Origin of the sequence: Ruthenibacterium sp. (assembly GCF_017421385.1) — a bacterium.
Taxonomy (GTDB): Bacteria; Bacillota; Clostridia; order Oscillospirales; family Ruminococcaceae; genus Ruthenibacterium; species Ruthenibacterium lactatiformans.
In genome coordinates this window covers 1-12,031 of record NZ_JAFOIN010000098.1, presented here as the reverse complement: position 1 = coordinate 12,031, position 12,031 = coordinate 1, and the positions used below count along the sequence as shown (strand labels likewise).

General features: G+C 53.8%; 15 protein-coding genes. 13 read left to right on the top strand and 2 right to left on the bottom strand.

Annotated elements, in window-relative coordinates; translation table 11 throughout:
- Positions 1–108: 108 nt before the first annotated feature.
- Together IIY41_RS12195 and IIY41_RS12190 are read right to left on the bottom strand one after the other, a co-directional pair.
- On the bottom strand, positions 109–309 hold the full coding sequence (locus IIY41_RS12195) for a hypothetical protein (RefSeq protein WP_287400960.1): 201 nt from the start codon (positions 307–309) through the stop codon (positions 109–111).
- Positions 310–661: 352 nt separating this feature from the next.
- The gene (locus IIY41_RS12190; protein ID WP_205457256.1) at positions 662–1,651 is read right to left on the bottom strand and encodes a Fic family protein; all 990 of its coding nucleotides are present in this window, start codon (positions 1,649–1,651) and stop codon (positions 662–664) included.
- Between the two features lie 290 nt (positions 1,652–1,941).
- Between IIY41_RS12190 and IIY41_RS12185 the strand changes: the two genes are divergently transcribed.
- The 13 genes from IIY41_RS12185 to IIY41_RS12125 all read left to right on the top strand — a co-directional run.
- Positions 1,942–2,250, top strand: coding sequence for a MobC family plasmid mobilization relaxosome protein (locus IIY41_RS12185; protein ID WP_287400957.1), 309 nt, complete (start codon positions 1,942–1,944; stop codon positions 2,248–2,250).
- Complete coding sequence (locus IIY41_RS12180; RefSeq protein WP_287400955.1) at positions 2,251–3,651, top strand: relaxase/mobilization nuclease domain-containing protein; 1,401 nt, start codon at positions 2,251–2,253, stop codon at positions 3,649–3,651.
- On the top strand, positions 3,635–4,225 hold the full coding sequence (locus IIY41_RS12175; RefSeq protein WP_287400953.1) for a PcfB family protein: 591 nt from the start codon (positions 3,635–3,637) through the stop codon (positions 4,223–4,225). The genes IIY41_RS12180 and IIY41_RS12175 overlap by 17 nt, the downstream gene beginning before the upstream one ends.
- A gap of 15 nt (positions 4,226–4,240) precedes the next feature.
- Positions 4,241–5,101, top strand: coding sequence for a hypothetical protein (locus IIY41_RS12170; protein WP_287400951.1), 861 nt, complete (start codon positions 4,241–4,243; stop codon positions 5,099–5,101).
- A complete protein-coding gene (locus tag IIY41_RS12165; protein ID WP_287400949.1) occupies positions 5,098–6,255 on the top strand; it encodes a VirD4-like conjugal transfer protein, CD1115 family in 1,158 nt (385 codons plus the stop codon). Before IIY41_RS12170 ends, IIY41_RS12165 begins: the two co-directional genes overlap by 4 nt.
- A gap of 622 nt (positions 6,256–6,877) precedes the next feature.
- Positions 6,878–8,695 (top strand): reverse transcriptase/maturase family protein, encoded by a 1,818-nt coding sequence (locus tag IIY41_RS12160; protein WP_287400962.1) that lies wholly within the window; start codon positions 6,878–6,880, stop codon positions 8,693–8,695.
- A 108-nt stretch (positions 8,696–8,803) separates the two neighbouring features.
- Entirely contained in the window at positions 8,804–9,508 is a 705-nt protein-coding gene (locus IIY41_RS12155) for a type IV secretory system conjugative DNA transfer family protein (RefSeq protein ID WP_287400948.1), read from the top strand.
- Positions 9,483–9,842 carry a glutamyl-tRNA amidotransferase gene (locus IIY41_RS12150; protein ID WP_287400946.1) on the top strand — a complete coding sequence of 120 codons (360 nt, stop codon included), beginning with the start codon at positions 9,483–9,485 and terminating at the stop codon, positions 9,840–9,842. The genes IIY41_RS12155 and IIY41_RS12150 overlap by 26 nt, the downstream gene beginning before the upstream one ends.
- Before the next feature lie 65 nt (positions 9,843–9,907).
- Positions 9,908–10,189 (top strand): type II toxin-antitoxin system prevent-host-death family antitoxin, encoded by a 282-nt coding sequence (locus tag IIY41_RS12145; protein WP_287400944.1) that lies wholly within the window; start codon positions 9,908–9,910, stop codon positions 10,187–10,189.
- Positions 10,182–10,496: a type II toxin-antitoxin system RelE/ParE family toxin gene (locus tag IIY41_RS12140; protein ID WP_058723637.1), complete on the top strand. Its 315-nt coding sequence runs from the start codon at positions 10,182–10,184 to the stop codon at positions 10,494–10,496. Before IIY41_RS12145 ends, IIY41_RS12140 begins: the two co-directional genes overlap by 8 nt.
- Positions 10,497–10,566: 70 nt before the next feature.
- A complete protein-coding gene (locus IIY41_RS12135; RefSeq protein WP_287400941.1) occupies positions 10,567–11,403 on the top strand; it encodes a VirB6/TrbL-like conjugal transfer protein, CD1112 family in 837 nt (278 codons plus the stop codon).
- A gap of 15 nt (positions 11,404–11,418) precedes the next feature.
- Positions 11,419–11,829: a PrgI family protein gene (locus IIY41_RS12130; protein WP_117474308.1), complete on the top strand. Its 411-nt coding sequence runs from the start codon at positions 11,419–11,421 to the stop codon at positions 11,827–11,829.
- On the top strand, positions 11,804–12,031 hold a 228-nt coding region (locus IIY41_RS12125), incomplete at its 3' end, for a hypothetical protein (protein ID WP_287400939.1). The genes IIY41_RS12130 and IIY41_RS12125, both read left to right, overlap by 26 nt.

The following is a 12,031-nucleotide window of genomic DNA, read 5'->3' as shown; positions in this document are numbered from 1 at the left end:
CGTTGTCCTGGCAGATGCGGTTCCAGCAGGCTCCATACCGCATCGCTGATGTCGTGGCGTTGTTGTTCATTGCTCATGGGAACACCTCTTTCGGCTCTCTTGCTCCCATTATACCATATCGCTCGTGTAAACACTATTTAATTTAGCGATTTTTTCTTTAACAGCGGCGATCTTGTTATCGAATTCAGTGACAGACGCTGCTTTTTTGTTTTCCAATTCCAGGATGGAATCTTTCAGCTTTTCAATTTGGACATCCAAATCAGCAACGATCTGTTCCGGCGTTCTCCGGATACGTTTTCCTTCAGACATTAAGTCACACTCCCAACAAATATATATATATTAAAGATAGCTGGTAGCTTAAATATATCACAGTCAAACAGAAGTAACAAGATAAATCGTGTTGGAAGTTGGAATGCAGATAACTAAATGCAAAGAAGGATGGCGTCATTTTCCTTTCGACAGGTAAAGGACAGCGCGTGCGCTGTCCTTGCAAGCACGGCATTTTGACGGCAAATTGCCCGCTTGTTAGGGGCATAGCCCCTAAGACCCCATAAATGGAAAAGTCGGTAGATAATTTAAAAGCTATGATGTTTTCTTTTGCACTACATAAATGTGTAATAGTAGCACAAAAGAGAATACTGCCATCAGTGCTTTTTTTACTTCATTTGTCATGGTTTCTATATGCCCAATGTCCGCCTTCGTGGTATTTAATAAGATTTCCTTCTGCAACAAAGCTGGCAAGTATCCGATTTGCCGTTGCCGCGGATACGCCGCACAACTCCCGGACATCGGCATTCATAATGTAGTCATGAGTTTTTAGATACTCCTGAATTTTATGCCAGCGCAGCGTTACCTTGTCAATCTTCCCATCGCTCATTTCATCATTCGTGTTGATGGCATCGATGAGTGATGCTTTGATGGCAGAGAGCATGAATTCAATGAATACCGTGGATTCTCCGGCGCCATTGGAGGCGTTGATAGCCTCATAATACTCCTGCTGGCGGTCATGGATGATAGACTCCACCGGCAGCCATGCGAAAGCCGAATTCCATTTGGAAAGCAACAGTGTATGCCATAGGCGGCCCACACGGCCGTTTCCATCGGCAAAGGGATGGATCAGTTCAAACTCATAGTGGAAAACACAACTGCGAATCAGCGTGTGTACCTTACTGTTTTTTGCCCAGTCCAGCAGTTCCATCACCAGATCAGGAACATACTGGGGCAATGTCCCAAAATGAAGGATATGCCCTTCACGATCTACCACACCCACGGGCCGTGTACGAAACATACCAGATTCTTCTACCAAACCCCGCGTCATAATATTGTGGGCAGTCAGCAAATCGTCCACCGAATAGGGATCAAGTTTATCCAGTCGCTCATAGATCTCATAGGCGTTTTTTACTTCCGCAATATCTTTGGGCGGCGCCAGAACATGTTTTCCATTGAGCACAGCAGTTACCTGTTCCAAAGAAAGCGTATTCTGCTCAATTGCCAGAGACCCGTGAATGGTGCGGATACGGTTACTGCGGCGTAGAGTCGGATTGATGGAAAGTGAAAAGGCAGCAGATATTTTTCCCACCAGTTCAGCAATTTCCGCCACCTGGTCAATCATTTGATTTGTGATTTCGAAAGGAGGCTTTTTATTTTTCATATAGCACCTCACTGTATCAATAATTATTTTCATCATACCACACATCACTCATTTCATCAATCAGTTGACCTCGTGGTTTGAGTGATGGTTTTTTTAAGTATGCATAAATGCTCTATAATAAATTTTGAAAAGGGGAATATACAGGATGTTATAGGAGAGAACAGAATGTGCTCTGTAAAACAAAAAGATTTTGGGTAGGCTTCACGTCTGGCATTTGAAACGAGAAGTTTGATTTTGTGAATGTTTGCTCGGAGAAAAAGTTGATTTAAATATAATAGGAAAAAAGAATCATGACCAAGCGTCCAATAAAAATTACAGTCCGGCTTTCACAGACAGAAGCCGTCCGCTTCGATGCACTGGCATCGGAATGCGGCAGCAAAAAAGAACCACTCATCCGCAATCTCATCATGGGTGTGGAAATAAAGCCGCGACCAACGGAAGCACAGCTCCGGCTCGTCCGTGAGATATCCGGGATCGCAAACAACATCAACCAGATCACGCGCCTTGCCAACACGGTCAAAAGCGTTTCCCCCACGCAGGTGGAGGAACTGCAGCGGCTGTGCAGCGAGGCGCTTTCGCTTGTAAGGGAGAGTCTGTGAATGGCATACACAAAAATATTTCCGATCCGCACCCGCCTTGACCGCCGTGTGCGCTATGCGCTCAACGGAAAAAAGACCGCGCTGGAAACAGCGGCAGGCTATGCACTGGATGCCACCAAAACAGAAAGCGTCCTGTTCACGGACGCATTCAACTGCGGCCTTGCCGCGCCCTGCACGGAAATGTACGCGACCAAACGGCGCTGGGGCAAGGACCAAAACAGGGTGCAGGGCTACCACATCATCCAGTCCTTCCGGCCCGGAGAGGTGACGCCGGAGCAGGCGCATGAGATCGGCTGTGAATTTGTCCGCCGATTTCTGGCCGGACGGTATGAAACCGTCATTGGCACGCATCTGGACAAAGCCCATCCGCATAACCACATCGTGTTCAACGCCTGCTCGTATGCGGACGGCAGGATGTTCCGAAACAACTTCAACGATTACTACAACGGAATCCGTACCGTTTCAGACGCGCTCTGCCGCGAATACGGCCTTTCCGTCATTGAGCCACAAAACAAAGGGAAGCAGTACCGGGAATGGCTGGACGAAAAAGAGAAAAAGCCCACCATGCGCGGAATGGTAAAAGCGGATGTGGACGAAGTGCTTGCCGCCGCTGCCAGCTTCCAGACCTTTGTGCTGGGCCTTCAGCGGCGCGGATACATCGTCAAATACGGCCCGGAGATCAAATATATGGCGGTCCGCCATAAAACGGGCGGCAAGTTTTTGCGCTTGAAATCCCTGGGGCCGGAATACACGGAGGCGGCCATCCGTCAGCGGCTGGAGCCGCCGCAGCAGCTTCGGACGCCCGCCACGCCCGAAGTCCCGCCGCGCCCGGCGCGGCAAAACATGCGGAAAAAAGAAAATCAAAAGCCATCTTCACGCCCGCGCAGGGCCTACCGCCTGCGCGGGCGCTTTGCGTCCGGGCGGGCCGGATATTCCGGTTTTGCCGCCCTGACTTACCGATACCTGCACCTGCTGTGCAAGGTCCGGCGCAAACGCGCGCCCCGCCACGTCTCCTATGCGCTGCGCGGGGAGCTGCGCCGCTTCGACCGGTATCTGGCACAGCATCAGTTCCTGCTGGAACACAAAATCACGGACAGCGCCGCGCTCTGTGCGTACAGGGCGCAGACGAAAACAGAGATCGAACGCATGACGCACCGGCGTGCGGCGCTGTACCGGAAAAGGGGGGATTCATCCAATGGTATGAACCGGGCGGAGCTGTCCGCCCAAATCGACCGTCTGACCAGCGCGCTTCGGGCCATGCGCCGGGAACTGCGCCTGTGCGAGCAGATCGAGGCGGATATGGAGCATATCCGGGATCAGCTTGCATTGGCCCATACGGACGCGCAGCGGGAAGAAACGAAAAAGCGAAAGGAGGTGAAGCGCGATGAATACGGGAGGTGACGCGGCGGAGCGTCTGGTGCGGGACAGCCTGATGATCACGGAGGAGGCTGTGAAGCTGGCCGGGCTTGGCGCAAAAAACCTTGCGGCGATCCTGGTGGCTCTGGCCAAAGAAGAGGAAAAGACCCATGGCCCCACGCATCTGACGCGTCTGCTGCGCAGCGGCGAGGAATTGAAGCTGCTGCCCATCAAAAGCGAAGACCTGCGGCAGTTCCGACAGCTTGCAAAGGAATACGGCGCCCTGTTCTGCCCGATCAAAAACAAATCTCTGGACAACGGGCTGAACGATATCCTGTTTCCGGCCAGCGCGGCGGCAAGCGTCAACCGCGTGCTGGAGCATATGGGCTACCCTGTGCCGCGGGAAAAGGCGGTGGAGGTAAAAAAAGAAGCCGCCCGCGGTCGGTCCGGCAGCGCCTCGCAGACACGCGGGCATGGCTCAGACAGCAATGCGAGGACGACTGCTACTGAACGTCCGTCCGTGCGCGCGGCCATCGACCGCCTGCAAAAGCAGGCACGCACGCAGACGGACAACGCCGTCCGTACGGTAACGAGGGACGAGCCGTATTTTGAGTTGTAGGAGTGAAAAAAAGCTATGGCAAATATCGCAGACCTGATCGCAAACAGAAATCAGGAGCTTGAGGATTTTAAGCAGAAAAAACAGGAGGAACGCACAGAGGCCTATGAGCGGCGTGACGCGGCGGTGATGGAGGTCACATCGGACCCGGAAAAATACAGGGCGTTTCTGGACCTGCACGCGCAGACCATGTACAATGCGGCCAATACCGCCACAGTATGGAAGCAGCGCCCCGGCGCAACGCAGCTTCTGCCGCGCAAAAAATGGGCGGAGCTTGGGCGGAAAATACGGGAGGCTGAAACGCCCGTACAGGTGTTCATGCGGGATACGCGCAGCGGGTACATCAAGCTGGACTATGTGTACGACAAGGCGCAGACCGCAGGCGACCCGGTTCCCGTGCGTGGGATACTGCGGGACGGAACGCCGGATATGGAAAAGGCGCTGGGCGCGCTGCTGCAAAGCAGCCCCGTGGAGGTGGTCGCGACAGCAGATATCTTCGGGGAGGCGGAATACCAGCCGGAGGAAAACCGCATCGCCATCCAGCCGGACCTTTCGGGCGCGGCATCGTTCCGCGCGCTGGCGCGCGAGATCGTCTATGCGCAGATCGGAACAGGGATGGAGGCGGGTGATTTTGACCCGCGGCCCTATGAGCTGGATGCGCACAGCGTATGCTATGCGCTGTGCAGACGGTACGGCGTCCCGGTGGAGCAGCCGGACTTTTCCGGCGTCGTACAGCAGTACGGGGAGCTGGAAGCGCCCGAACGCCTGAATATGCTGCGGGAGACCTGCGACCTTTCCAAGGTGCTGAACCGCAGCATTGAACGCGCGCTGGACCTGCGCCAGCGCAGCAGGGCAAAGAACGCCGTGCTGACCCGGTGAAGCCGCAGCAGGGCCGCACGGCCCGGTACATCCTGTGGGCGCTGGGCTTCCCACTGGCATTGTGGCTCGCCGCGGCGCTGGCCGATGCGTTTTCCGGCGGCGCATCCCTGTCCAGGGTGCTCGCCCGTTTCTCCGTCTGCATGAACGCCCCGTTTTCGGTCCGCTGGACAAAGGACACGGGGCGTTTTCTGCTTTTGGCGGGGCTGCTGTATCCGGCGGGAGCCGTGGCTGTGGAATCCGGGCGCGGCAACCGCCGTCCGGGCGAAGAATACGGCAGCGCCCGGTGGGGAGACCCGCGGACCATCGGAAAAAAGTACCGGGACAGGCGGCACAGGGAGAAAAACATCCTGCTGACACAGCATGTCGCGCTGGGCCTGGATGGGCGCATTACAAAGCGCAATACCCATCAGCTCGTCGTCGGCGGCTCCGGGGCAGGCAAGACGCGGTATTTTTGTCTGCCCAATGTGATGAACGCCTGCTGCTCATATATTATCACAGACTGCAAGGGCGAGATTTTGCGCGCCGTGGGCGGGCTGTTTGAAAAGCAGGGAATCCCGTTCACGGTGCTGGACCTTGTGAATATGCGCGGCCATTACAATCCCTTCGCCTATCTGCGCAGAGACAGCGACGCGCTGAGGCTTGTCACGAACCTTGTGGCGAACACGACGCCTAAGGACGCGAAAAACTCGGACCCGTTCTGGGACCGTGCGGAGACGGCGCTCCTGCAGGCGCTCATTTTGTATCTGAAGCACAGAGCGCCTGTGTGCGAGCAGAACTTCACGATGGTCATGGAGATGATCAACGCGGCGGAGGTGCGGGAGGGCGACCCGAATTTCAAAAGTGCGCTGGACCTGCTGTTTGACGAGCTGGAAAGCGAAGAGCCGCAGAGCATTGCGCTCAAGCAGTACAAGGTGTTCAAGCAGGCGCAGGACAAAACCGCGAAAAGCATCCTCATCGGCGCGGCGGTCCGGCTTGCGCCCTTCAATCTGCCGGAGCTGGCCCGCGTCACAGACAGCGACGAGATGTATATTGGGCGGCTGGGGGAGGAAAAGCGCGCGATTTTTTGCGTGATACCGGACAACGACACCAGCCTGAATTTTCTGGTGAGCATGCTGTATACGTGCGCCCATAAGCCCGGGCGCGTTAAGCAATAAATCCGGGCGCGGTTTCTTTGGAATGCTGTTTTGAGAAAACAGTAGGTAAAAGTATCAACGCAATCAGTAAATCCAATGGGATAAGGAGGCCCAAAACAGACTGAAAGCAACCTATCATCCCCCGACTTATCTGGAATGGGAAACCTGACAGGGAGTGTAGCATGTCGGAGAGTGCGCTGCCGCAAACTCCATGCGGTGAGCAAGGCACAATAGGATGAAAAGCTGTATATGAGGATGAAAGCTAAACTGCTTAAAGGATAGTCACGAGCAAGATATAACATCGTCTCCGGCGTAAAGGAGTTTCAGCCGCCGGTGCTCCGGCAACAAACTTGCGTGTAGGGGCGTTGCGAGATACTCGGAGCAGGCAGCCGTGGGAGAAACGGCGCAAAGTGGCGAAAAATCCCATCCGACAATACGGCAGCTCATGTTCCATTGAAGCTAAATGGGGATTGCCTAAAGCGGAAAGCCAGCTATGGCTATGGGCGCTATGAGAAAAGCGGCCCTGAATATCCGCCAAGGTAACACAGTCTCAATAGTAGTCCGAGGGCGGGAAAGCCGTCCACATGGCGAAGTGAGACAGTCTACTGCTCAATATAATCTGCGGAAAGGTGTGAGAGACACTATGAGAAGTCCAGAAGTTATATTGAAAAACTTAGGTGACAAAGCAAAGGACAAAAGCTACCAATTCAAACGGCTATACCGCAATCTCTACAATCCCGAAATGTATCTGCTGGCCTATCAGAAAATCGCATCCTCAGAGGGAAGCATGACGGCGGGAACAGACGGGAACACACTGGACGGCATGAGTATGGCAAGGGTCAATCGAATCATCGCATCGCTGAAAGACCACAGCTATCAGCCGCAACCAGCCAAGCGGAAGTATATTGCAAAGAAAAACAGCGGCAAAAAACGGCCACTGGGTATTCCATCCACGGATGACAAACTGGTGCAGGAAGTAGTCAGGGTCATGCTGGAGTCTATCTATGAACCCGGATTTTCTGTTCATTCTCACGGGTTCCGGCCCAATCGGAGCTGCCATACGTGTCTGACCGAAGTAAAGCGGACGTTCACAGGCGTGAAATGGTTCGTAGAGGGTGACATCAAGGGCTGTTTCGACAACATTGACCACCATGTCCTCATCAGCATCGTCAGACGGCGTATTACCGACGAGAGCTTCATCGAACTGCTCTGGAAATTTCTCCGGGCAGGTTACCTGGAAAATTGGGAATACAACATCACCTACAGCGGCACTCCCCAAGGCTCCGGGGTCAGCCCAATCCTTGCAAATATCTATCTCAACGAACTGGACACATTCGTAGAAAAGCTCAAATTGGAATACGACAGACAGGACAGCTACCGCAAACCGCAGAAAGAATACTCGCAAACTCTGGCGTTGGCACACTATTGGGAGAAAAAGCGCAAAACAGCAGTGGAGCAAGGAGACGAGGCCGAAGTCCAGCGGGCAAAAGGCCGCGTAAATGAACTCTATGCAAAACTGCTCTCCATCCCGTGTTTCCCAGCCATCGACCCCACCTTCAAGAAAATCCAGTACGTAAGATACGCGGATGATTTCATCATCGGGGTTATAGGGCCAAAAGCTGACGCGGAGATCATCAAAGGAAAATTACGTGCATTCCTTCATGACGAGCTAAATCTGACACTATCGGAGGAAAAGACGAAAATCACCCACTCTGCGGAGCTGGTACGCTTCCTCGGCTACGACCTGACTGTATCAAGAAGCCAAGATTACTCCCGTGATAAAAATGGAAATCTCAAACGTCACTGGAACGGACAGGTCAAGCTGTATCTCCCCCATGAAAAGTGGTTCAATAAGCTGCTGGAATACAGAGCGATGTATATCAAAAAGTGCCCTGACGGAAAAGAGATATGGAAGCCGACCTACCGAGGAAAGCTCATCAATATGCCAGACGCACAAATTGTAAGCAAATTCAATTCGGAAATCCGCGGGCTTTACAACTATTACGGACTGGCGGCAAACGTGTCTGCTCTGAACAGCTTTTACAGAATCATGCGGGGAAGCCTGTTCAAAACCTTTGGCTGCAAATACCGTACCACCTACAAGCACATCAAGGCTAAATATGTACGTGACGGTATCTTTTCTGTGAAATACATCACCAAGGGCGGCGACAAGGAACTCCAATTTTACCACGATGGATTTCAGCAGAATGTAAAAGCGGCCCCGGATTTTTCAGACATTATGCCAAACTTCCGAAAATACACCAAGGAGCGCAGTCTGATCCGCCGAATGAAAAATGGCATTTGTGAGCTTTGTGGTGCGGAGACAAAAGAAATTGTGATGCACCACGTCCGAAAGTTGAAAGACCTAAAGGGTGAAACCGAGTGGGAGCGCGTCATGCTGCGCATCCGCCGAAAATCCCTTGCCCTATGCCCATGCTGTTATAACAGCATCCAAACCTAAGCTTTGTAGACGGAGAGCCGGATACGCCGAGAGGTGTCCGTCCGGTTCGGGAGGGGGAGCGCCGAAACCTATCGGAGAAATCCGGCAAGGCGCGGCGTCTCCTACCTCATGCAGGCGTTTCAGGAGCTTTACTACATTGCCGACCAGAAATACGGCGGGCCGCTGCCTGTGCATGTGCAGTGCATCCAGGACGAATGGGCGAATACGCCGCAGCCGGACAACTATCTGCAGATCCTGCGCACGGCGCGCAGCCGGAACATCGGGTGCAGCGTTGTGGTACAGGGGCTTTCCGCCATCAAGGCGATGTACAAGGAGAGCTGGGAGGAGGTCGTGGGCAACTGCGATTCGTTCCTGTTCCTGGGCGGCAACGATCAGGAAAGCTTGTCGTATATCAGCAAAATGACAGGGAAGGCGACCATTGATACCATAACACGCGGGGAGACAAAGGGGCGCGGCGGTTCATCCAGCCGGAACTTCCAGAATACGGGCCGGGAGCTTGTGACGCCGGAGGAGCTGCGCATGGTGGACCGGGACGCGCTGCTGCTCATCCGCGGCGAATGTCCGGTACTGGACCGGAAATACGACTTGAACCGGCATCCGAATATCCGGTACACGGAAATGGGCGGCGCGCCGCCATACAAGGTGCCGGAGGATTACTGCGCCTTGTCCGCCAGTATTCCGGCGGAGGATGTACAGGAAGAATGGAAAAAGGGAACGCCGCTTGCGCCGGAGCTGCTTTCGGCGTTTGAGGTGCTTCACAGCAAAGAAGAACTGGAGGAAAAGAAAATTGAACGAAAAAAAGAACAAGCCTGACGCGGCGGCGCTGCGCGATGCAAAGCGCGGCTATAAGGCGCGCATCGGATATGCGCGTATTGTATTGGTGTGCCTGCTGGGTACGCTGCTGGCGGTCCCGGCCTTTGCAGAGGGCGGCGCATCGGGGCCGCTGGACACCATCAACAACCTGTCCGACCTGGTGTTCCAGTGTGTGCGCGCCGTGGGCGTTATCGTAGCGGGCTACGGCATCGTACAGATCGGCCTTGCGGTACAGAGCCATGATTCCAGCCAGCGGGCCAACGGTTTTCTGGCATTTTTCGGCGGCCTGCTCATTATGTTTGCAAAGGAGATTTTGGACTTTATTACGGTGTAGTTGACGCGGTAATATTTTGAGGGTAAGATATATATGTACTTAATTTGTAACAGGGAGGGCGGAGTATGAACATCAAACCATCGGCGTCTATTCGCAACAACTACAACGAAATTTCGGCACTGTGCAAATCCACAGGAGAGCCAGTTTATTTAACCAAAAACGGCGAAGGAGATCTTGTGGTGATGGATATCGAAGCCTTTTCCCGCCGTGAAAAAATGTTGAAATTGCGGGAGGAACTTCTTGCCGCGGAAGAAGACCGTTTGAATGGCGCACAGGGGTATACGCCTCAGGAGGTAGCAGCAGCAATGCGTCAGGCGATCCAGGAGGCAAAAAAACGGCATGGATGAAAAGGTTTACGATGTGGAAATTAGACCGCGTGCTATGCAAATGCTGGTAGAACAGGCGGCTTTTCTTGCGGAGTTCAATGATGAAGCAGCGGAACGCCTTGTGCAAATGTTCGAAGAAAGCGCTGCTTCTCTGTCACAGTTTCCCAAAAGAGCGCCGGAGCTGAATGATGCATATTTGCCGCCACATAAATATCGCAAGCTGCTTTTTGCAGAGCATTATTTAATGGTATATCAAGTTGCAGAGCGTAAAGTATTCGTGGATTTTATTGTAGACTGCCGACAGGACTATCAATGGTTGATTCGGTGAATTGAAAAGAGTTTGACGAACAGGGCGACCGGAAACGGCCGCCCTGTTTGTTTTGGAGGTGTGAAATCATTTGGATGACAACTGGATCGTAGAGAATCTGGAAAATGCATTGGCGACATGGAATGAGAAGCTGGCGGAGATCTGGCAGCTGGTGAGCATGACGCCGCAGGAATTTAAGGGTGGTGGGATATGGAACATCGTTGTGCAGATCAACGACGCGCTGCAGGCCATCGGGTATGGGCTGCTCGTTCTGTTTTTCGCCATGGGGCTGTTCAAAAACACGATGAACTTTCAGGAGCTGCGCCGCCCGGAGGCGGCTTTGCGGTATTTCCTGCATTTTGTGGCGGCAAAAGCCGCCGTCACCTACTGTATGCCGCTGATGCTGGCCGTGTTCGATATATGCGGCGGCATTGTAAGCACGGTGGCCGGGCAGATGGGCGGTATGGCGGGCAACGTGGGCACGTTGCCCGGCGAGATCAGCGCGGCCATCGGAAACGTGGGTTTTCTCGCGTCCATCCCGCTGTGGCTCGTGACGATTTTGGGCAGCCTGTTCATTACCGTACTTTCCTTTATCCTGATCATGACGGTGTATAGCCGTTTTTTCAAACTCTACATTTACACAGCTTTGGCCCCGGTGCCCATCGCGGCATTTGGCAGCGGCGAGACGGCGGCCACGGGAAAAGCGTTCCTCAAAGGATATGTGGGCGTGTGCCTGGAAGGTGCGGTCATCGTGCTGTCCTGCCTGATCTTTTCCGCATATATGGGCAGCGGGTCGCCCGCGGCGCCGTCAGGCTCAGCGGTTTCGATGGTTTGGACCTATGTGGCGGAAATGATCTTCAACATGATGGTCCTTGTGGGACTGGTAAAAGGCTCGGACCGCATCGTGCGGGAAATGATGAGCCTGTAACGAGGTGAAACAGAATTGGAGATAAAGGTGCCGAAAGAAGTACGGCAATACCATGAAAGCATTTTTTTCGGGCTGTCGCTGCGGCAGTTCGGATGCTCGCTTGCCGCTGTGGGAGCAGCGGTGGGATTGTACTTTGGATGTGTGGATACGCTTGGAACGGAAACGACGGGCTGGGTATGTATCCTGGGGGCCGCGCCGCTGGCGCTGGCCGGATTTTTTACCTACAACGGGATGCCGCTGGAAAAATTTTTGTGGGCGGTATTCAAAAGCCAGGTGCTGCGCGCCCGGCCCCGCGTGTTCCGGGCGAAAAACTATTGGTATATATTCTTTTGTGAAAAAGGGCGGCTGGAAAAACCAGCCGCCCTTTTCAAATACAAGCGGAAAGAAGGAAAAAAGAAGGATGAAACAGAAATGGAAACGGTATAGCGCAAGCCTGCTTGCGCTGCTGCTGTGTGTGACGCTGTTTGCGTCCACGGCGTTCGCCGCAGGCGGCGCGCTGGGCGCGGACCGAAACGGCACGCCATATACCTACGTGATCGGGTACATGTATTCCGGCAGCTCCCAGACCGTCAACACACGGGAGATCTTCACATCGCCCAACAACTATGACATCTGGCTCTGCCCGGTG